Here is a 20991-nt window from a genome sequence, read left to right on the forward strand (position 1 = left end):
TGTTCGTCAGAAGGCGCAGCAGCACCCCCGGCCAGGACATCTCCCGGCCGCTCCTACGAACGGAACGGGAACACAGCCGTGCGCACGTACAGCCCCAAGCCCGCTGACATCCAGCGCGAGTGGCTCGTCATCGACGCCACCGACGTGGTCCTCGGACGCCTCGCCGTCCAGACCGCCAACCTCCTCCGCGGCAAGCACAAGCCGACCTTCGCCCCCCACATGGACATGGGCGACTTCGTCATCATCATCAATGCCGAGAAGGTTGCCCTGTCGGGCAACAAGAAGGTCACCAAGCTCGCCTACCGCCACTCGGGCTACCCCGGCGGCCTGTCCTCCACGCCGTTCGGCGAGCTCCTCGAGAAGGACGCTCGCAAGGCGATCGAGGGCGCTGTCTGGGGCATGCTCCCCAAGAACAAGCTCGGTCGTCAGGTGCTGAAGAAGCTCAAGGTCTACACCGGCCCGGAGCACCCGCACGTCGCCCAGCAGGCCATCCCGTTCGAGATCTCCCAGGTCTCCCAGTAAGCGCTTAGGACTGAACAGTGACTGAGAACACCGACACCACCCCCGAGGTCGACGAGACCTTCGAGACCGACGCCGACGGCGTCGCCTACAGCTCCGAGAGCGCCCCGTCCGCCGACGCCCCCCTGCGTCCCGCGACGATCGCTCCCGGTGCCGCCACCGGTCGCCGCAAGGAAGCCGTCGCCCGCGTCCGGATCGTCCCGGGCACCGGCGAGTGGACGGTCAACGGCCGCACGCTCGACAGCTACTTCCCCAACAAGCTGCACCAGCAGATCGTCAACGAGCCCTTCGTTGCGCTGCAGCTCGAGGGTCGCTTCGACGTCCTCGCTCGCATCCACGGCGGCGGCATCGCCGGCCAGGCCGGCGCCCTGCGTCTCGGTGTGGCCCGCTCGCTCAACGCCATCGACGTCGAGGCCAACCGCGCGGAGCTGAAGAAGCTCGGTCTCCTCACGCGTGACGCCCGCGCCGTCGAGCGCAAGAAGGCCGGTCTCAAGAAGGCCCGCAAGGCTTCGCAGTTCAGCAAGCGCTGACGCAGGCTGCATGACTCGCCTTTTCGGCACGGACGGGGTCCGGGGCCTGGCAAACGTCGAACTCACGGCGGAGCTGGCCCTGGACCTTTCCGTTGCAGCAGCACACGTCCTCGCCGACCGTGGTGAGTTCGAGGGCCATCGGCCGGTGGCCGTCGTCGGCCGGGACACCCGCATCTCGGGCCAGTTCCTCGAGGCTGCTGTCGTGGCCGGACTGGCCTCGGCCGGTGTCGACGTGTTGCTGCTCGGGGTGCTGCCCACCCCCGGTGTGGCCCACCTGACCGGCGCCCTCGGCGCCGACCTCGGCGTGATGCTCTCCGCCTCGCACAACCCGATGCCCGACAACGGCATCAAGTTCCTGGCTCGCGGCGGCCACAAGCTCGACGACGCGATCGAGGTCGCGATCGAACGACGCATGCGGGAGTCCTGGCAGCGACCGACCGGTGGAGCCATCGGCCGGGTGTCGCCGTACGCCGATGCGGTGAAGGACTACGCCACGCACCTCGTGGGCGCGACGACCAAGCCCCTGGCCGGTCTCAAGGTCGTCCTCGACTGCGCCAACGGCGCTGCCTTCCAGGCCGGACCACTGGCCCTGCGCAGCGCGGGCGCCGAAGTGGTCGCGATCCACGCCGAGCCCGACGGCCTGAACATCAACGACAACTGCGGTTCGACCCACCTCGAGTCGCTGCAGCGCGCGGTGCTCGAGCACGGCGCCGACGCGGGCTTCGGGCTGGACGGCGACTCCGACCGCTGCCTCGCGGTCGACCACGACGGCAACATCGTCGACGGCGACCAGATCCTGGCCGTCCTGGCGCTGGCGCTGCGCGACCAGGGGTTGCTGGTCCGCGAGACGGTCGTCGCCACGGTGATGAGCAACCTCGGCTTCGTGCAGGCGATGAGGGCCGCCGGAGTGGGGGTCCGGCAGACCAAGGTCGGCGACCGCTACGTCCTCGAGGCGATGAAGATCTCCGGCTACTCCCTCGGCGGCGAGCAGTCCGGTCACGTGATCCTCTCCGACCACGCCACGACCGGAGACGGCATCCTGACGGCGCTCAAGGTGCTGGAGCGGATGTCGGCCACCGGCCGCACGCTCCAGGACTTGGCCGGGGTGATGAGCCGGCTGCCGCAGGTGCTCATCAACGTGCCCGACGTCGACAAGTCGCGCGCCGACGAGGACGCTGTGCTGGCTGCGGCCGTCGCCGAGGAGGAAGCCGTCCTGGGCGACACCGGCCGCATCCTGCTGCGCCCCTCGGGCACCGAGCCGCTGGTCCGGGTGATGGTGGAGGCGCCCACGGCCCAGATCGCCGGTGACGTGGCCGGTCGTCTTGCCGCAGTGGTCAAGACCCAGCTCGCCCTCTAGGTCGTCCCGGCTGAGTAGCCGGGCTCTCGTGCCAGCACCGGTCGGGCGTCAGGCTGGCCCCATGCATCCGACTCGAGACCTCCCCTCCTGGCGTGCCCTGGCGGTCGGGTCGTTCGTCCTGCTGGTGATGGTCGTCCTGGCCTGGAACGGCGCCGCCTAGGCCATCGACTCGAGCGGGATGGAGGCCGGAACGGATTCGTGGGGCCTGCTGTTCGGCTCGGCGGTCGTCACGGTCGTCTTCGGCTCGGCGCCGCTCGTGGCGTCCCTGGTCGCAGCGACCGTCGGCGGTCTCGTGACCCCCGAGCAGGCCCGGTTCTTCGCCTGGTGCACCGCGGTGATCGCCGCGACCTGTGCGGCGGCGCTGCTGCTGGCGGCCGGGGTCCTCGTCGTCGGGCCGGCAGCAGAGGTGGCGTTCAGCCTGGTGAGCCTGCTGCTCGCGCTGGTGCTGGTGGCTCCCGTCGTGCTGTGCGTTCGGAGGGCCAGGAGCGAACGGCCCTGACGCAGGGATCGTCAGGTCAGAGCTTGCGCAGTCGCACGTAGCGCACCGAGTGGTCGGCGTCCTTGCGCAGCACCAGCGTCGCGCGCCCGCGGGTGGGCGCGACGTTCTCGATCAGGTTGGGGCCGTTGATCGTGTCCCAGATGTGGGTCGCCATCTCCTGGGCCTGGTCGGGAGTCAGGGCCGCATATTTCGCGAAGTAGGACGCGGGGTCGGCGAAGGCCGTCTCGCGCAGGCGCAGGAAGCGTTCGACATACCACCGCTTGATGTCCGCGAGCGCTGCGTCGACATAGACGGAGAAGTCGAAGAAGTCGCTGACCGCGAGGCCGGTGCGGCCGTCGTCACGGATCCTGGCCGGCTGGAGCACGTTGAGCCCCTCGATGATCACGATGTCGGGCCGGCTGACGACGACCTTCTCGTCGGGGACGACGTCATAGACCAGGTGGGAGTAGGTGGGCGCCTCGACCTCGTCGCGACCCGACTTGATGTCCACCACGAACCGCAGGAGTGCCTTGCGGTCGTAGGACTCGGGGAAGCCCTTGCGGTGCAGGATGCCGCGGCGCTCGAGCTCGGCGTTGGGATAGAGGAACCCGTCGGTCGTCACCAGGGCGACGTTGGGGTGCTCGGGCCAGTGGGCGAGCATCTGCTGCAGCACGCGGGCGGTGGTCGACTTGCCGACGGCGACCGATCCGGCCAGGCCGATCACGAACGGCGTCCGGGGAGGTGTCTGGCGCTGGAGGAACTCCTCCTGGCGCAGGTGCAGGCGTCCGGCCGAGGCGACATAGAGGGAGAGCAGGCGCGACAGCGGGAGATAGACCTGCTGGATCTCCTGGATGTCGAGCTCGTCGCCGAGCCCGCGGAGCCGGGCGACCTCGTCGGGGCTCAGTGGTGCCTCGGTCTCGTGTGTGAGGGCAGCCCAGGCGGCCCGCTCGAGGTTGACGTAGGGCGAGGACTCGCTGGCGCCCGGGAGCCCCGCTGCGTCCGACATGGCTGCGATTGTTGCACCGGTTCCGGGGCGGAGCCTCGGCGGTGCCGGTGCGTAGACTCGCGCCCATGTGCGGAATCGTGGGCTACGTCGGTGACAAGCAGGCGCAGGACGTCATCATCGACGGCCTCCGCCGACTCGAGTATCGCGGCTACGACTCCGCGGGGATCGCCCTGGTCGACACCGCGCAGGGTTCCGGGTCGATCGCCTCGGACAAGCGTGCCGGCAAGCTGGCCAACCTCGAGAAGTCCATCGCCGAGTCGGCCCTGCCGCCGGCCACGACCGGCATCGGCCACACCCGTTGGGCGACCCACGGTGCGCCCAACGACGAGAACGCCCACCCCCACCTCGGCAAGGACCGCAGGGTGGCAGTCGTCCACAACGGCATCCTCGAGAACTTCGCCGCGCTCCGGGCCGGCCTCGAGGCCACCGGTCACGAGATGGCCTCCGAGACCGACACCGAGGTGGCGGCGCACCTGCTCGAGATCGAGGTGCAGACCGGGGCCGACCTGACCGTCGCGATGCAGCGGGTGTGCCAGCGGCTCGAGGGCGCCTTCACCCTGGTCGCCGTGGACGCCCAGGACTCGTCCCGGGTCGTCGCGGCCCGCCGCAACTCGCCGCTCGTGGTCGGGCTGGGCGAGGGCGAGAACTTCATCGGCTCCGACGTGTCGGCCTTCATCCAGCACACCCGCGACGCTCTCGAGCTGGGCCAGGACACGATCGTGACGATCACCAGCGACTCGGTCGAGGTCACCGCCTTCGACGGCACCCCCGCGGAGGGCAAGCCCTACCACGTCGACTGGGACCTCTCGGCCGCCGAGAAGGACGGCTTCGACTGGTTCATGCGCAAGGAGATCTTCGAGCAGCCGCGCGCTGTCGCCGACGCGCTGCTGGGTCGGCACACCGAGTCGGGCGCGCTGCAGCTCGACGAGGTGCGGATCTCCGAGCAGGAGCTCCGCGACATCGACAAGATCATCATCGTCGCCTGCGGGACGTCGTGCTATGCCGCGATGGTCGCGAAGTACGCCATCGAGCACTGGACCCGGATCCCCTGCGAGGTCGAGCTCTCCCACGAGTTCCGCTATCGCGACCCGATCCTGACCCGGCAGACGCTGGTGGTCGCGATCAGCCAGTCGGGGGAGACCGCTGACACGCTGATGGCGATCCGCTACGCCCGCGAGCAGCGTTCCAAGGTGCTGGCGATCTGCAACACCAACGGCTCCACGATCCCGCGGGAGTCCGACGCCGTCATCTACACCCACGCCGGTCCGGAGATCGGGGTCGCCTCGACCAAGGGCTTCGTCACTCAGTTGATCGCCTGCTACCTCCTGGGCCTCTACCTCGCCCAGGTCCGGGGCACGAAGTTCGGTGACGAGATCGCGGCCGTCGTCGACGATCTGGCCCGCATGCCCGAGCACGTGCAGGCGGTGCTCGACCGGGCCGATGAGGTCTATGCCATCGCGGCCCAGCACGCCGCCACCAGGTCGGTGCTGTTCCTCGGGCGCCACGCCGGCTTCCCGATCGCGCTCGAGGGCGCGCTCAAGCTCAAGGAGCTCGCCTACATCCACGCCGAGGGTTTTGCAGCGGGCGAGCTCAAGCACGGCCCGATCGCGCTGATCGAGGAGGGGTTGCCGGTCTTCTGCGTGGTCCCGCCGCGCGGGCGTGACGAGCTGCACCAGAAGATGGTCAGCGCCATCCAGGAGATCCGGGCCCGTGGCGCGCACACCATCGTGCTGGCCGAGGAGGGCGACGAGTCGATCGCCCCCTATGCCGACGTCCTCATCCGGCTCCCGAGGGTGCCCACCCTCCTGCAGCCCGTCGTCGCGGTCGTGCCCCTGCAGCTGTTCGCCTGCGAGCTCGCCACCCAGATGGGGCACGACGTGGACCAGCCGCGCAACCTGGCCAAGTCCGTCACGGTCGAATAATCGTGCCGGTCGTGGGCGTGGGCATCGACGTGGTGGACGTCGAACGGTTCGGCGAGTCGTTGGAGCGCACCCCTGCGCTTCGCGAACGCCTCTTCACGCCGGGCGAGGCCTCGCGACCGCTGGCGTCGCTGGCGGCCCGATTCGCCGCGAAGGAGGCGATGGCCAAGGCGCTGGGAGCTCCCGCCGGGATGGCGTGGCACGACGCCGAGGTCGTGGCCGAGGAGAGCGGTCGGCCCCAGCTCGAGCTCCGCGGGACCGTCGCTGCCCAGGCAGAGGCGCTGGGCGCCTCCCATGTGCACCTGTCGCTGTCCCATGACGCCGGGATCGCCTCGGCCGTGGTCGTCCTGGAGACCTGAGCGTGCGCTCGGCACACACCGTCGCCCAGGTCCGCGCGAGCGAGGCCGACCTGATGCGCGACCTCCCCGAGGGTGCGCTGATGCAGCGGGCCGCGGCGGGGTTGGCCCACGCGATCCTCGACCTGCTCGGTGGCGGCTACGGCCGTCGGGTCCTCGTGCTCGCCGGGGTCGGTGACAACGCCGGAGACGCGTTGTACGCCGCCGCGACGCTGTGCCGTCGCGGCTCGGCCGTCGACGTGCTGGTCCTGGGCCCGCACACTCATCAGGCCGGGCTGGCAGCCCTGCTGGCGGCCGGCGGTCGCCTGATCGACTCGGTCGACTCGGTCGCGGTCGCGGTCGCGGACTACGACGTCGTCGTCGACGGCATCGTCGGGATCGGCGGCAGGCCGGGCCTGCGGAGCGAGGCGACCGCAGCGCTGGCGGCGCTGGCGGGCGTGCCGGTCGTTGCGGTCGACGTGCCGTCGGGTGTCGACGTCGACACCGGTGAGGTGGACGGCGCGCACGTGGTCGCCGACCTGACCGTCACCTTCGGCACCCACAAGGTGGCCCACCTCGTCGACCCGGCGGCATCGGCCTGCGGCGCCGTCCACCTCGTCGACATCGGTCTCGACCTCCCCGTTGCCGCTGTCGAGGCGCTGCAGCCGGGTGAGGTTGCAGCGCTCCTGCCCCGGCCCGACGGCGCCGACCACAAGTACACCCGAGGCGTGGTCGGCATCAGGGCGGGCAGCAACACCTATCCCGGGGCGGCGCTGCTGTGCGTGGCCGGCGCCTCGGCCGGCGTCGCCGGGATGATCCGCTTCGTCGGCTCCGATGCCGTCGCCGACCGGGTCCGGACCGTCCACCCGGAGGTCGTCGGACCCGGCCGGGTGCAGGCCTGGGTGGTCGGGCCGGGGGCCGATGACGGTGCGGCAGGCACCCTGCGCGAGGCACTGGCCGACGGGGTCCCGGTGGTCGTCGACGCGGACGCGCTGGCCGCGGTCGACGGGCCCCTCGGCGTCCCCGCGGTCCTGACTCCGCACGCCGGTGAGCTCGCCGCGATGCTGGGAGTCGAGCGCGCGCAGGTCGAGCAGCGGAGCCTGCACCACGCACGTCTCGCCGCGGCCAGGTTCGATGCCGTCGTGCTGCTCAAGGGTCGCCATACGCTCGTCGCGCGGCCCGGAGGAGACGTCCGGGTGACCACCACCGGTGTGCCCTGGCTCGCCACCGCGGGGGCCGGGGACGTGCTCGCCGGACTCATCGGGTCGCTGCTCGCGACCGGGTTGTCACCGTGGGACGCCGCCTCCGTCGGCTCGTGGGTCCACGGTGCAGCGGCCACGCGGGCGTCGGCCGGCGGGCCGATCGTGGCAGGAGACGTGGCTCACGCGTTGCGAGGGATCCTGCGCGAGATCCACTGACCGGTGGAAGAATCAACCGCCATGACGTCGACCGGATCCACGCGCGCGGAGATCGTGGTCGACCTCGGGGCCATCCGGCACAACGTCCGTCGACTTCGCGAGCTCGTCGGCCCGGGGGTCGCCATGATGACCGTGGTCAAGGCTGACGGCTATGGGCACGGCATGGTCGAGGCGGCCCGGGCAGCGCGGCAGGGCGGCGCCGACTGGCTCGGTGTCGCGACCCTGGACGAGGCCCTCGACCTGAGAGCCGCCGGTGACACCGGCCCGGTGCTGTGCTGGCTCGCCGTGCCCGGCGAGGACTACGCCCTGGCCGTGGCGGCCGGTATCGACGTCACCGCCTACACCGTCGAGGAGCTCGACGAGATCGCGGCATGCGGCCCCAGCGCGCGGGTCCAGCTCAAGGTCGACACCGGTCTCTCGCGCGGAGGAGCGGTCCGTGCCGACTGGGACGACGTCTTCGGCCACGCCGCGCGTCTCGAGCAGGCCGGCCGGCTGGACGTCACCGGGATCTGGTCGCACTTCGTCGCGAGCGACGAACCCGACCACCCGGCCAACGACGCACAGGAGGCCGCCTTCCGCGAAGCGGTCGCCCTCGCCGAGAAGATGGGCATGCGTCCTGAGCTTCGCCACCTGGCCAACTCGGCTGCCGCCGTCCTGCGCCCGTCCGCGAGGTTCAACCTCGTGCGCTGCGGCATCGCGTCCTACGGGCTGGACCCTGCGCCGGGGCACACTCCCGACCTGGGGCTGGTGCCGGCGATGACCCTGCGCGCCCGGCTCGCCATGAGCAAGCCGATCAGTGCCGGCGACGGGGTCTCCTACGGGCACACCTGGGTGGCAGACCGCGACACGACTGTCGGTCTGGTCCCTGCGGGGTATGCCGATGGCATCCCGCGGGCCGCGAGCAACATCGCCACGGTGTGGTCTGCCGGCCGGCTCCGGCCGATCCGCGGCCGCGTCTGCATGGACCAGTTCGTGATCGACCTCGACGGCGACCTTCCCCCCGCCGGCACCGAGGTCGTGCTCTTCGGGCCCGGTGACAGGGGAGAGCCCACGGCCCAGGACTGGGCCGACGCCCTCGACACCATCACCTACGAGATCGTGACCCGGGTCGGCGGCCGACTGGTCACGACCCATGTCGACGAGGAGCAGTCATGAGCGTCGGACGCAAGATCATGGGCGCCGCCGCCGGCGCAGCGGGCCTTGCAGCGGCCGGGGCTGCCGTCGGTGTCTCCCACCGTCACCGGGTGCTCGCCGACAGGGGCGCCGGTGACCGGACTCCGTTCGGTTCGCTGCACAGCGCGCCCCAGCACGTGATCACCGACGACGGGACAGACCTGCACGCCGAGATCGACGAGGCCGAGAGCGAGCTGACCATGGTCTTCGCCCACGGCTACTCCCTCAACCTCGACAGCTGGCACTTCCAGCGGGCCGGATATCGGGGGCTGGTGCGCACGGTGTTCTACGACCAGCGCTCGCACGGTCGCTCGATGCGCTCGTCCGAGGACCTGGCGACGATCGAGCAGCTCGGACACGACCTGCGCCAGGTGATCGAGCAGACGTCGCCCGGACCGTGCGTCCTCGTCGGGCACTCCATGGGCGGGATGAGCATCATCTCGCTCGCCGAGCAGCACCCTGAGCTGTTCGGCGACAAGGTGGTCGGGGTGGCGCTCATCGCCACCACCGCCGGCGGTCTCGACCCCGGCCGGATCCTCTTCCCCATGCTGCCCCTGGGCATGGGTGGTCGCGTGATCGGGCGGACGGTGCGCACCCTCGACCGGGGTCACCTCGTCGTCGACCTGCTCCGTCAGTGGGGCCGGGCCGTGGCCGACACGGTCACCGACCGCTACGCCTTCGGCGGCGACGTGCCCAAGCACTACGTCGACTTCGTCTTCGACATGCTCAACGCCACCCCGTTCGCCGTCGTCGCCGACTTCTATCCGGCGTTCGCGAGCCTGGACAAGTTCGACCACCTCGAGGTGCTCGGTCAGGTGCCGACGGCAGTCATCTGCGGGACCGAGGACAAGATCACCACCATCGACCACGCCCGCAAGCTCCACACCAAGATCCCCGGTTCGAGCCTGCTGGAGTGCGAGGGCGCCGGCCACATGGTCATCCTCGAACGTCACGTCGAGGTCAACGCCGAGCTCGACGACCTGATCGCGCTGGCCCACGCCCGGCTCGAGGCCTCGTGACGGGACCGGCGACAGTGCAGGCAACGGAGCAGACGACGGTCCAGGTGCGCCGGGTCGGCGCCGAGTCGGCCGCAGCGATGCTGGACGTCGTCCTCGCCGCCTTCGCTGCCCGCCCGGTCCTCGACCCGCCGGCCGATGCGCTCGCGGAGACCACCGAGACCCTCGCCGAGGAGCTGAGTGCTCACGGCGGGCTCCTGGCCACCCTGGACGGCCGGCCCGTGGGTGCCCTCGTCTTCCGTGACCGCGGCGACACGATGATGCTGCGCAGGTTCGGGGTGGTCCCGTCCGCCCAGGGCCACGGTGTCGCCGGTGCACTGGTGAAGCATGCGGTCGCGGCGGCCATGGGCTACTGCGAGCTCGAGGTGCTGGCGCGCGAGGAGCTCCCCGAGACCGTCGCCTTCTGGGAGCGGCACGGCTTCTCGCCGGTCGCGAGCACGTCGCCATACGTCCGTCTGCGACGCGAGCTCCCGACCGCGTGGTCGGCCGCCGACGCCGATGCCATGCGTGAGCTGGGCGAACGGCTGGGTCGGGCCGTCCGGGCCGGAGACCTGGTGGTGCTGACGGGCGAGCTGGGAGCGGGCAAGACCACGTTCACCCAGGGGCTCGGCCGCGGCCTGCAGGTGCGCGGCGACGTCACCTCGCCCACCTTCGTGATCTCGCGGGTGCATCCGTCCCTGGTCGACGGGCCTGCGCTGGTGCACGTCGACGCCTACCGGCTCGGCGGCGTCGACGAGCTCGACGACCTCGACCTGGACACCTCGCTCGACGAGGCGGTCACCGTCGTCGAGTGGGGCGCCGGGCTGGCCGAGGGGCTGAGCGAGTCGCGGCTCGAGGTCACCATCGAGCGGGCCCTCGCGGACGACGCGACGTCCGGTCCGGCCGGCGCCGGGCTCGACCACCGGGTGGTCCGCATCCGCCGTACGGTCGCTGGATAGCCTCGCCCTCGTGCTCCTCTCGTTCGACACCGCCACCGACCTGGTGAGCGTCGCGCTCCACGACGGCCAGGACGTCGTCGCCGAACGGGCCTCCGAGCTGGCGATGAAGCACGGTGAGCAGCTGGCTCCCCTGGTCGCAGCCGTGATGGCCGACGCCGGCGTCGTGCGCCAGGACCTCACCGCCATCGCCGTCGGCGTCGGTCCCGGACCCTTCACCGGCCTGCGGGTCGGCCTGGTCACGGCGCGCACGCTGGGCTTCGTGCTCGAGATCCCGATCTATGGGGTGTGCTCGCTCGACGTCCTGGCGGTCGAGGCCGTCGAGACCGGTGCCGTGACGGGCGAGCTCCTGGTGGCCACGGACGCTCGTCGCAAGGAGGTCTACCTCGCGGCGTACGACGACCAGGGTCGTCGCCTCGACGGTCCCGTGGTGGCGCGGCCGGCCGACGTGGCGAGCGGACTGCCCGTGGCAGGCCAGGGGGCACGGCTCTATCCCGAGCACTTCCCCCACGCCGTCGACCCGCTCCGACCGAGCGCGGGCTGGCTCGCACGCGTGGTCGCGGACGAGCGGGCCGAGCTGCTGGATCCCGAACCGCTCTATCTCCGTCGTCCGGACGCTGTGGCCAACGCGCCGCGCAAGCCGGTCCTGCCCGGCCCATGATCCGCCTCGCCGTCGCCAGCGACCTGCCCGACGTCGAGCGGCTCGACGCCGAGCTCTTCGGCGCCGACGCCTGGTCGCGAGCGGCCCTGCTGGGCGAGCTCGACGGCCCCGGCCGGCGGTTCATCGTCGACGCCCCTGACGAGGGCGGGCTGCGCGGCTATGCCGTCTCGATGTCCCTGGGCGACACCGCCGACCTGCTGCGGATCGCGGTGCGTCGGGGCGACCAGCGCGCGGGGGTGGCCACCGCCCTGGTGGAGGACCTGGTTGCCCATCCGGGCGAGGCCGACCGGATGCTGCTGGAGGTGAGCTCGGCCAATCGCGCCGCGGTCGCGTTCTACGCCCGCCTGGGCTTCAGCCAGATCGACGTCCGGCCGCGCTACTACCGCGACGGGTCCGACGCGCTCGTGATGCGACGGTCGCTCGTCGCAGGGTGCGGCGGATCAGGGAGGATGCGCACATGACCGACCAACCGCTGGTGCTCGGGATCGAGACGTCGTGCGACGAGACGGGTGTCGGCATCGTCCGGGGGCACACGCTGCTGGCCGACGCCGTGGCGAGCAGCGTCGACGAGCACGCGCGCTTCGGCGGGGTCGTGCCGGAGGTCGCCAGCCGCGCCCACCTGGAAGCGATGGTCCCCACCATCGAGCGGGCCTGCGAGACCGCCGGCATCGCGCTGCGTGACGTCGACGCGATCGCAGTGACCTCGGGTCCCGGCCTGGCTGGCGCCCTGCTCGTCGGGGTGGCGAGCGCGAAGGCCCTGTCGCTGGGCCTGGGCAAGCCGTTGTACGGCGTCAACCACCTGGCGGCACACGTCGCCGTGGACCAGCTGGAGCACGGCCCGCTGCCCGAGCCGTGCCTGGCGATGCTCGTCTCGGGAGGCCATTCCAGCCTGCTCAAGATCGAGGACGTCACGGTGGGGGTGGAGCCGCTCGGGGCCACCATCGACGACGCGGCCGGTGAGGCGTTCGACAAGGTGGCACGACTGCTGGGTCTGCCCTTCCCCGGCGGCCCGCACATCGACCGCGCCGCGGCCAGCGGCAACAGCGTGGCCATCGACTTCCCGCGTGGGCTCACCAGCCGCAAGGACCTGGAGCGACACCGGTTCGACTTCTCGTTCTCCGGGCTCAAGACCGCGGTGGCCCGCTGGGTCGAGACCCAGCAGCGCGCCGGGGTGGCCATCGACGTCGCCGACGTGGCGGCGTCGTTCCAGGAGGCGGTCTGCGACGTGCTGACCCGCAAGGCCCTCGACGCCGCCACTGCGCATGGCATCGAGGACATCCTGATCGGCGGGGGAGTCGCAGCCAACAGTCGGCTGCGGGCGATGGCGACCGAGCGCGCCGAGGCTCGGGGGATCCGCGTGCGCGTGCCCCGCCCCGGCCTCTGCACCGACAACGGGGCGATGGTGGCGGCCCTGGGGCCGAGCTCGTGTCACGGGGGCGCGCCCCGTCCGCGCTCGACCTCCCGGCCGATTCCTCCCAGCCCATCACCACCGTCGTGGCCTGACCCGACCGGTCGTGTGGACCGACGCCATACATTGGCCCGACATCCGTCATCGACGAGAAGAAGGAGCTCGAGATGCAGCAGGTCAAGGGCGTCGTGGCCCGCGCGAAGGGCCAGCCCGTCACCGTTGAGACGATCAACATCCCCGATCCCGGGCCGGGCGAGGCAGTCGTCAAGGTCCAGGCCTGCGGGGTCTGCCACACCGATCTGCACTATCGCGAGGGTGGCATCAACGACGACTTCCCGTTCCTGCTGGGACACGAGGCGGCCGGCGTCGTCGAGTCCCTCGGGGAGGGGGTCACCGACCTGGCGGTGGGCGACTTCGTCGTCCTCAACTGGCGCGCCGTCTGTGGCAGCTGTCGTGCCTGCAAGCGCGGCGAGCCGTGGTACTGCTTCGCCACCCACAACGCCACCCAGAAGATGACCCTGGCCGACGGCACCGAGCTGAGCCCGGCCCTGGGCATCGGCTCGTTCGCGGAGAAGACGCTCGTCGCCGCCGGACAGTGCACCAGGGTCGACCCGACGGCCAGGGCGGCCGCGGTGGGCCTGCTCGGCTGCGGCGTGATGGCCGGTCTCGGCGCCGCGATCAACACCGGCAACGTCACCCGCGGCAAGTCCGTGGCGGTCATCGGCTGCGGCGGGGTCGGGATGGCGGCCATCGCGGGCTCGGTGCTCGCGGGAGCGAGCACGATCGTCGCCGTCGACATCGACGACGCCAAGCTCGAATGGGCGACGAGGATGGGCGCCACGGCGACCGTCAACTCCACGCAGGCCGACCCGGTGGAGGCGATCCAGGCTGCCACCGACGGACACGGCGCCGACGTCGTGATCGACGCGGTGGGTCGCCCCGAGACGTGGAAGCAGGCCTTCTATGCCCGCGACCTGGCCGGGACGGTGGTGCTCGTCGGCGTTCCGACACCTGACATGAAGATCCCCGAGATCCCGCTGATCGACGTGTTCGGTCGCGGCGGGGCGCTCAAGTCGAGCTGGTACGGCGACTGCCTCCCCTCCCGCGACTTCCCGATGCTCGTCGACCTCTATCAACAGGGCAGGCTCGACCTCGATGCCTTCGTGACCGAGGAGATCGCCCTCGACGAGGTCGAAGCGGCGTTCACCAAGATGCACGAGGGCTCGGTCCTGCGTTCGGTGGTGGTCTTCTCATGAGCGTCCGCATCCACCACGCGGTGTCGTCCGGCACGTTCTCCCTGGACGGCGAGACGCACCAGGTGGACAACAACATCTGGGTGATCGGCGACGACGAGGAGTGCATCGTCATCGACGCACCCCACTCCGTGGACGACATCCTGGCCCTGGTCGCCGGCCGGAGCGTCAAGGCGATCGTCTGCACCCATGCCCATGACGACCACGTCCGGGTCGCGCCAGCACTGCGAGAGGCGACCCGGGCCCCGATCCTGCTGCACCCGGCCGACCGGCCGGTGTGGGAGCTGACGCACGCCGACGAGCTGTGGGACGCCGACCTCGAGGACGGGCAGACCATCAAGGTCGGGGGTGCCGGGCTCAAGGTGCTGCACACGCCGGGCCATGCGCCGGGAGCGGTGTGCCTCTATGTCCACGACCTCGGTTGCGTCTTCACCGGCGACACGTTGTTCCAGGGGGGCCCGGGCGCGACCGGGCGGTCGTTCAGTGACGAGCACCAGATCGTCGAGTCGATCCGGGCCTCGCTGCTCGAGCTGCCCGACGAGACCGTGGTCCACACCGGACACGGCCCTGACACCACGATCGGTGCCGAGCGGGAGGGCCTGGGCTGAGCTCCGGGTGCGAGACTGCTCGGATGCGTCGGTGGTCGTGGGTGCTGGTCGCGCTGAGCCTGACGGTCGCGGCGTGCAGCGGCGACCCTGACGCCGGCGACCGGTCGTCGGGCAGCCCCGCCCCGAGGTCGAGGCCGTCGAGGCCCCGCCCTCGCCGGCCGAGAGGCTCGGCCTGGCCGAGGGCTGGGGGCCGAGCCGGGCCGAGCTCGAGCGCGCTGCCCGGATCGTGGACCGGCTGCGGCTGCCCGACCTGGCCGGCCAGGTGATCGTCGCCGAGTGGCGGGGAACCGCGGCGCCGGTGGCGCTCGTGCGCAGTCTCCACCTGGGCGGGGTGATCGCGTTCGCCGACAACGTCGCCTCGACCGAGCAGGTCCGCGCCGTCAACGCGACGCTTCGCCGCAGTGTCGACCGCCGCTGGCCGCTCCTCGTCTCCGTCGACCAGGAGGGCGGGATCGTCGAGCGGGTCAAGGGCTCAGCCACCCGCTTCCCGACGTTCATGAGCGCCGGTGCTGCGGACGCGCCGCGACTGACGACCGCCGCCGCCCGGGCCAGCGGCGCGGAGCTGCGCGGGCTCGGCTTCAACATGGTCTTCGCGCCCGACGCCGACGTGACCAGCGGTCCCACCGACCCCACCATCGGCTCCAGGTCGGCCGGCTCCGAGGTGGAGACCGTGATCGAGCACGTCGGCGCGGCGGTCGACGGCTACACCGCTGCGTCCGTCCTTCCGGTGCTCAAGCACTTCCCCGGGCACGGGTCGGTCCCCCAGGACAGCCACCTGACGCTGCCAGTGCAGACCCGCACCCGCAAGCAGCTCGACGCGGTCGAGCTGGCCCCGTTCGCAGCAGCCGTCGACGACGGGGTGTCGGCGATCATGGCCGGCCACATCGACGTGCGCTCGATCGATCCACGGGTGCCCGCCTCGATGTCCAGGGAGCTCGTGACCGGCGTCCTGCGCGACGAGCTCGGGTTCGAGGGGTTGGTGGTGACCGACTCGCTGTCGATGGCGGGGGTGTCCTCGACGTACGACGCCCGGCACTCGGCGGTCCAGGGGCTGCGCGCCGGCAACGACGTCCTGCTCATGCCGCCCTCGCCCGCGGCTGCGCGTGCCGGCATCGTCGAGGCCGTCCGGCAGGGCCGGCTGCAGCGATCCCGGCTCGAGCAGGCAGCAGCGCGACAGATCGCCCTCCTCCTGCACGTCGAGAGGGACGGCTCGAGGGGCAGACCGCCCGGCAGCGGTCGGGCCGCCTCCAGGGAGCTCAGCGCCGCAGCGCTGACGATGGTCAGCGGGGCGTGCGGGACCCGGCACGTGTCAGGCTCGGTCACACCCGTCGGCGACCCGGTCGCGGTCACCAACTTCTCGGCCGCCGCGCGTGCCGCAGGGCTGACGGTCCTGACCCGTCGGCCGGCCCCGGCCGCGGTGGCGGTCGCCGAGCCCGCCCCTCGGCGGAAGAAGAAGGAGGCCGTCAAGGCCTTCGAGCGACGCAAGCGGGCGTGGCAGGCACGCGAGCGCCGACGCACGGCTGCGCTCGCACGGTTCGAGGCCGCCGAGGACGCGCGGCTGGCCGCCGGCACCAACATCGGGTTCACCGGCTATCAGGACGCGACCCATGACGGCGAGGTCGCTGTCGCCACCAACACGCCCTACGTCCTTGGTGCCGTGGCCGCCCCGGTGAAGGTGGCGGCCTTCGGTGACACCCCGGGGGCGATGTCCGCGCTGGTCGACGTGCTCCTCGGCAGGGCGAGGGCTCCGGGCACGCTGCCCGTCGCGGTCGAGGGCGTTCAGCGCCGCGGCTGCTAGAAGGGCTCGACCAGCAGGGCGGTGCCCGCTCCGGCGACCCGGGTCAGGACGAGGGTGGCGGTGTTGTCGCCACGCAGGTCGAGGCGCTTGCGCAGCACCTCAGGGACGACGTCGACGCCACGCTTCTTGATCGTCAGCGATCCGATGCTGCGCTCGCGCAACGCTGCCTTGAGGGGCTTCTCGCGATAGGGGACCTGTTCGAGGACGCGATAGGAACGGGCGAACGGGGTCCGGAACGACTCGTCCGCGGTGACGTAGGCGATGTGCTCGTCGAGGAGCCCGCCCGAGACGCCGGCGGCGACCGCGGTGACCAGGCCCGCCCGGATCACGGCTCCGTCGGGCTCATAGAGGAAGCCACCCAGCTCCCGGACAGGACGGGGTCCCCCGTCATGGGGGTCGTCGTCCTCGGTGAGCGTGGCCAGGCCGCCGGGGCCGATCACGGTGGCGCGCCTGCTCGCAGTGGCCAGCATGGGGGACCACAGCGCCGCCTCCTTGACCTCGCCGTTGTCGCTGACCCACTCGGCCTCGACGTCGGCGGGCAGCATCGAGTGGGGGATGCCGGGGGCCACCTTGACGACGGCTGTTCCTTCGAGCAGGCCGAGGACGAACGGCCACGGCGGCGTCCAGCTCTCGGCGTCGAAGACGCGCCCGCGGGCGCCGCGGCGCGCCGGGTCGGCGAAGGCAGCACCGAAGGCGTTGACGTCGATCTGCGTCGCGTCCGCCATCTGCACCGCCCCGGGCAGGTCGAGCGCTTCGAGGTTGGCCTTGGCCATGGCGACGCGCACGGGGTCGATGTCGATGCCTGCAGCGGTGAGTCCGGCCCGCGCGAACGCCAGCAGGTCGCCGCCGATGCCGCACCCGAGGTCGATCACGCTCGTCGGCTGTGCAGCCGCCAGACGGGCCGCCCGGTGCTCCGCCACCCGGAACCGCGTGGCCTGCTCCAGGGCGTCGGGCGTGAAGAACATCTGAACTGCGAGGTCCCCGAACTTCGGCACGGCCCGCAGGCGCAGGTCAGCCTGGGTCAGGGCCGCCGCCGCCCGCTCCGGATCCGGCTCCAGCCTGCGCACCGTCGTGGCAGCGCGGACGGGGTCGCCCTGCGCATCGGCATACGCCGTCATCGCGACGTCGAGCAGTCTGCGGCCGGCGTCGGTCTGCAGCCAGTCGAGCGTGGTGACGTCCATCCGCGCATCTTGTCAGGTGGGTCCCTGCCGTCCGGCGGGGTGCGCAGTGGCAGGGTCTGCGCGTGCGCAAGATCAGCTGGCCCCTGGCCATCGTCCTCGTCCTTGCCCTGGTCGTCCTCGTCGGAGGCGCTGTGTGGCTGTCGTTGCGAGGCCCTGAACGGGTGAAGGCCGGGACCCTCGTCTCCGAGACGGCGTCCGAGGCCCTCGTCGGCCGCACCGCCGAGGTCCGGGTCCCGTGGGGGAGGCTGCAGGTGACCCTCTCCGAGCCGCTCACCGAGACCGCGGAGGGCAAGAAGGTCGGCCAGGGGATGAGCCTCGTCGGGGTCCAGGTGGCCCTGACCGGCCAGGAGGACCTGCTGGTGGCGGACCGCCTGCCCGATGCCGAGCTGGCGGACCCGGTCTTCACCCTGGTCGCCGACGAGGAGGAACACGTCCTCGAGGGCCTGACCGGCTGGGTGGAGGGGGCGAGATCGCGGTGCTGGCTCGTCGCCAGTATGTCGCAGTGAAGGGGCAGCCCTCGGGATACAGCCTGCGGGTCGCCTATGACGGGGTCGACCAGGTCGTCGACGGTCCGACGGGGGAGCTCGAGATCGGCGCAGCGGCGCCGCTCTACCAGCTCGGCCTCACCAGTGGTCCTCAGCCGTGCGGTGACCCGCTGTGGAGCCCCGGTGCGTCCGCCGTGGACGAGAGCGTCAACTGGTGCCTGGTGCGGTCGGCGGCCCAGCGGCCCCATGTGGCGGGCCTGGGCTGGGCGCCGGAGGGCCGGACCTGGCTGGTGCTCACGCTGCTGACCGGTGCGCCGCCCGAGTTCGAGGGCCCCGCGGGGACCTATGAGGTGAAGGACTCGGCTTCGACGTTCCTCCTCGATGTCCAGGCGCCGGTGGAGACCTTCGCCCTCAACGACGCCCTGCCGGACGGTTTCGAGAAGGACGTCAGTGATCCTCAGGTCGTGATCTTCGAGGTCGACCCGAACCGCCCGACGGGACAGTTCGAGGTCCGCACGCGCATGACCGGTGAGGCCGAGAAGGCGGCCGGCAAGAAGGGCGAGCGCTCGAGGCCCACGACGTTCAAGGCCATGGTGGCGCACGGCGCCTTCATCTGACGGGCGTCGACCCGACCGGCCAGTCTGGCACTCGGTCGGGCGGAGTGCTAACGTCTGATCTGGCACTCTCGCCATGAGGGTGCCAGCGCTTGCAATGACGTGCGACCCCCGCGACGGCGTGCATCACGGCAAGCCCAAGCGTGCGAGGAACACCCGTTTCTCGAGTCAAAGTTCATCAACGTGGAAAGTGGAGGTCGACAAGTGTCGGTCAACATCAAGCCCCTCGAGGACCGCATCGTCGTCAAGCCGCTCGACGCCGAGCAGACCACGGCCTCCGGCCTGGTCATCCCGGACACCGCCAAGGAGAAGCCCCAGGAGGGCGAGGTCCTGGCGATCGGTCCGGGTCGCATCGACGACAACGGCAACCGAGTGCCCCTCGACGTCGCCGTCGGCGACAAGGTGATCTACAGCAAGTACGGCGGCACCGAGGTCAAGTACGCCGGTGGCGAATACCTCATCCTCAGCGCCCGCGACGTCCTCGCCGTAGTTTCCTGATCCTCTCCGCCCGGAACGTCATGGGATCCGGTCGTTCCGACGACCAGCTCTCATGACGTCCGGGCGGTTCTCTTTCACTAGGAGCACCTGAATGCCCAAGATCCTGGAATTCGACGAGAACGCCCGCCGCGCCCTCGAGCGTGGCGTCGACGCCCTCGCCAACGCCGTCAAGGTCACCCTCGGCCCCAAGGGCCGCTACGTCGTCCTCGACAAGAAGTGGGGCGCCCCCACGATCACCAACGACGGGGTGACCGTCGCTCGCGAGATCGAGCTCGACGACCCGTTCGAGAACCTCGGCGCACAGCTGTGCAAGGAGGTCGCCACCAAGACCAACGACGTCGCTGGCGACGGTACGACGACCGCGACCGTGCTGGCGCAGGCGATGGTCCACGAGGGCCTGCGCGCCGTCGCGGCCGGTGCCAACCCGATGGGTCTCAAGCGCGGCATGGACGTCGCGGCCGAGGCCGTCGGCGACGCGCTCAAGGAAGCCGCCCGCGAGGTGGAGTCCAAGGAGGACATGGCGTCGGTCGCCACGATCTCCAGCCGCGACGCGCACATCGGCGAGCTGCTCGCCGAGGCGTTCGACAAGGTCGGCAAGGACGGCGTGATCACGGTCGAGGAGTCCAACACCATGGGCACCGAGCTCGAGTTCACCGAGGGGATGCAGTTCGACAAGGGCTACATCTCGGCCTACTTCGTCTCCGACCCCGAGCGCATGGAGGCCGTCCTCGACGACGCCTACATCCTGCTCCACCAGGGCAAGATCGGCTCGATCTCCGAGCTGCTGCCGCTGCTCGAGAAGGTCATCGCCGCCGGCAAGCCGCTGTTCATCCTCGCCGAGGACGTCGAGGGCGAGGCACTCTCGACGCTCGTCGTCAACAAGATCCGTGGCACCTTCAACGCCGTCGCGGTCAAGGCTCCGGCCTTCGGTGACCGTCGCAAGGCGATGATGCAGGACATCGCGATCCTGACCGGCGGAACCGTCGTCGCGCCCGAGGTCGGCCTCAAGCTCGACCAGGTCGGGCTCGAGGTCCTCGGCCAGGCCCGTCGCGTGGTCATCACCAAGGACAACACCACGATCATCGACGGGGCCGGCGAGACCAGCGCCGTCGAGGGCCGGGTCAACCAGATCAAGGCCGAGATCGAGAACAGCGACTCCGACTGGGACCGCGAGAAGCTCCAGGAGCGCCTGGCCAAGCTCGCCGGGGGTGTCTGCGTGATCAAGGTCGGCGCCGCCACCGAGGTCGAGCTCAAGGAGAAGAAGCACCGCATCGAGGACGCCGTCTCCGCGACGCGCGCCGCGATCGAGGAGGGCATCGTCCCCGGCGGTGGCTCGGCCCTGATCCACGCGGTGTCGGTGCTCGAGGACAACCTCGGCCTGACCGGCGATGAGGCGGTCGGCGTGCGGATCGTGCGCAAGGCTGCCGACGAGCCGCTGCGCTGGATCGCCGAGAACGGTGGCGTCAACGGCTACGTCGTGACCACCAAGGTCCGCGAGCTCGGTGTCGGCAACGGCTACAACGCCGCGACCGAGGAATACGGAGACCTGGTGGCCCAGGGCGTCCTCGACCCGGTCAAGGTCACCCGCTCCGCGCTGGTCAACGCCACCTCGATCGCGGGCATGCTGCTCACGACCGAGACCCTGATCGTGGAGAAGCCCGAGGACGAAGAGGCCGCTTCCGCTGGCGGGCACGGCCACGGCCACGGTCACTGATCGACCAAGCCAGAGAAGGGCCGGGCTCACCTCGACGGTGAGTCCGGCCCTCAGTGTTGGGATGGCATGGGGTAATGGCATGGGT

General features: G+C 71.1%; 21 protein-coding genes and 1 pseudogene. 20 read left to right on the forward strand and 2 right to left on the reverse strand.

Going from position 1 to position 20991, the window contains the following annotated elements; translation table 11 throughout:
* The first annotated feature begins 78 nt into the window (after positions 1–78).
* From rplM to G7071_RS08280, 4 genes are all read left to right on the forward strand, one after another.
* Positions 79–522, forward strand: a complete 444-nt coding sequence (rplM, locus tag G7071_RS08265; protein WP_166317248.1) for a 50S ribosomal protein L13 — start codon at positions 79–81, stop codon at positions 520–522.
* A 17-nt stretch (positions 523–539) separates the two neighbouring features.
* On the forward strand, positions 540–1049 hold the full coding sequence (gene rpsI / locus G7071_RS08270; protein WP_166317251.1) for a 30S ribosomal protein S9: 510 nt from the start codon (positions 540–542) through the stop codon (positions 1047–1049).
* A gap of 10 nt (positions 1050–1059) precedes the next feature.
* A complete protein-coding gene (gene glmM, locus G7071_RS08275; protein ID WP_166317254.1) occupies positions 1060–2406 on the forward strand; it encodes a phosphoglucosamine mutase in 1347 nt (448 codons plus the stop codon).
* A 178-nt stretch (positions 2407–2584) separates the two neighbouring features.
* Entirely contained in the window at positions 2585–2905 is a 321-nt protein-coding gene (locus tag G7071_RS08280; protein WP_166317257.1) for a hypothetical protein, read from the forward strand.
* Positions 2906–2921: 16 nt separating this feature from the next.
* Here G7071_RS08280 and coaA read toward each other — a convergent pair whose 3' ends face one another.
* Positions 2922–3890: a type I pantothenate kinase gene (gene coaA / locus G7071_RS08285; RefSeq protein ID WP_166317260.1), complete on the reverse strand. Its 969-nt coding sequence runs from the start codon at positions 3888–3890 to the stop codon at positions 2922–2924.
* A 65-nt stretch (positions 3891–3955) separates the two neighbouring features.
* Between coaA and glmS the strand changes: the two genes are divergently transcribed.
* From glmS to G7071_RS08345, 12 genes and pseudogenes are all read left to right on the forward strand, one after another.
* Positions 3956–5812, forward strand: coding sequence for a glutamine--fructose-6-phosphate transaminase (isomerizing) (gene glmS / locus G7071_RS08290; RefSeq protein ID WP_166317263.1), 1857 nt, complete (start codon positions 3956–3958; stop codon positions 5810–5812).
* 2 nt (positions 5813–5814) lie between these two features.
* Positions 5815–6168, forward strand: coding sequence for a holo-ACP synthase (locus G7071_RS08295; RefSeq protein WP_166317266.1), 354 nt, complete (start codon positions 5815–5817; stop codon positions 6166–6168).
* 2 nt (positions 6169–6170) lie between these two features.
* The gene (locus G7071_RS08300; protein ID WP_206062949.1) at positions 6171–7562 is read left to right on the forward strand and encodes an NAD(P)H-hydrate epimerase; all 1392 of its coding nucleotides are present in this window, start codon (positions 6171–6173) and stop codon (positions 7560–7562) included.
* Positions 7563–7583: 21 nt separating this feature from the next.
* Positions 7584–8717, forward strand: coding sequence for an alanine racemase (gene alr, locus G7071_RS08305; RefSeq protein WP_166317269.1), 1134 nt, complete (start codon positions 7584–7586; stop codon positions 8715–8717).
* Positions 8714–9754 carry an alpha/beta fold hydrolase gene (locus G7071_RS08310; RefSeq protein ID WP_166317272.1) on the forward strand — a complete coding sequence of 347 codons (1041 nt, stop codon included), beginning with the start codon at positions 8714–8716 and terminating at the stop codon, positions 9752–9754. Before alr ends, G7071_RS08310 begins: the two co-directional genes overlap by 4 nt.
* Positions 9755–9768: 14 nt before the next feature.
* Positions 9769–10689: a tRNA (adenosine(37)-N6)-threonylcarbamoyltransferase complex ATPase subunit type 1 TsaE gene (gene tsaE / locus G7071_RS08315; protein ID WP_343043556.1), complete on the forward strand. Its 921-nt coding sequence runs from the start codon at positions 9769–9771 to the stop codon at positions 10687–10689.
* A 10-nt stretch (positions 10690–10699) separates the two neighbouring features.
* Positions 10700–11347 carry a tRNA (adenosine(37)-N6)-threonylcarbamoyltransferase complex dimerization subunit type 1 TsaB gene (tsaB, locus tag G7071_RS08320; protein ID WP_166317275.1) on the forward strand — a complete coding sequence of 216 codons (648 nt, stop codon included), beginning with the start codon at positions 10700–10702 and terminating at the stop codon, positions 11345–11347.
* Entirely contained in the window at positions 11344–11808 is a 465-nt protein-coding gene (locus G7071_RS08325; protein WP_166317278.1) for a GNAT family N-acetyltransferase, read from the forward strand. The genes tsaB and G7071_RS08325 overlap by 4 nt, the downstream gene beginning before the upstream one ends.
* Positions 11805–12850: pseudogene (gene tsaD, locus G7071_RS08330) on the forward strand (tRNA (adenosine(37)-N6)-threonylcarbamoyltransferase complex transferase subunit TsaD). The gene G7071_RS08325 and the pseudogene tsaD overlap by 4 nt, the downstream one beginning before the upstream one ends.
* A gap of 72 nt (positions 12851–12922) precedes the next feature.
* Entirely contained in the window at positions 12923–14011 is a 1089-nt protein-coding gene (locus G7071_RS08335; RefSeq protein ID WP_166317281.1) for an S-(hydroxymethyl)mycothiol dehydrogenase, read from the forward strand.
* The gene (locus G7071_RS08340; protein WP_166317284.1) at positions 14008–14616 is read left to right on the forward strand and encodes an MBL fold metallo-hydrolase; all 609 of its coding nucleotides are present in this window, start codon (positions 14008–14010) and stop codon (positions 14614–14616) included. The genes G7071_RS08335 and G7071_RS08340 overlap by 4 nt, the downstream gene beginning before the upstream one ends.
* Before the next feature lie 226 nt (positions 14617–14842).
* Positions 14843–16414 (forward strand): glycoside hydrolase family 3 protein, encoded by a 1572-nt coding sequence (locus G7071_RS08345; RefSeq protein ID WP_166317287.1) that lies wholly within the window; start codon positions 14843–14845, stop codon positions 16412–16414.
* Here G7071_RS08345 and G7071_RS08350 read toward each other — a convergent pair.
* A complete protein-coding gene (locus tag G7071_RS08350; protein ID WP_166317290.1) occupies positions 16411–17595 on the reverse strand; it encodes a class I SAM-dependent methyltransferase in 1185 nt (394 codons plus the stop codon). The two genes, G7071_RS08345 and G7071_RS08350, sit on opposite strands and share 4 nt — an antisense overlap.
* 62 nt (positions 17596–17657) lie before the next feature.
* Between G7071_RS08350 and G7071_RS08355 the strand changes: the two genes are divergently transcribed.
* The 4 genes from G7071_RS08355 (at position 17658) to groL (ending at position 20906) form a co-directional block, all read left to right on the forward strand.
* Positions 17658–18101 (forward strand): hypothetical protein, encoded by a 444-nt coding sequence (locus G7071_RS08355; protein ID WP_166317293.1) that lies wholly within the window; start codon positions 17658–17660, stop codon positions 18099–18101.
* On the forward strand, positions 18098–18697 hold the full coding sequence (locus tag G7071_RS08360; protein WP_166317296.1) for a hypothetical protein: 600 nt from the start codon (positions 18098–18100) through the stop codon (positions 18695–18697). Before G7071_RS08355 ends, G7071_RS08360 begins: the two co-directional genes overlap by 4 nt.
* Positions 18698–18898: 201 nt before the next feature.
* Positions 18899–19192: a co-chaperone GroES gene (gene groES, locus G7071_RS08365; RefSeq protein ID WP_166317299.1), complete on the forward strand. Its 294-nt coding sequence runs from the start codon at positions 18899–18901 to the stop codon at positions 19190–19192.
* Between the two features lie 91 nt (positions 19193–19283).
* Complete coding sequence (groL, locus tag G7071_RS08370; protein WP_166317302.1) at positions 19284–20906, forward strand: chaperonin GroEL; 1623 nt, start codon at positions 19284–19286, stop codon at positions 20904–20906.
* Positions 20907–20991 lie beyond the last annotated feature (85 nt).

The sequence above is a fragment of the Nocardioides piscis genome (assembly GCF_011300215.1).
Taxonomy (GTDB): Bacteria; Actinomycetota; Actinomycetes; order Propionibacteriales; family Nocardioidaceae; genus Nocardioides; species Nocardioides piscis.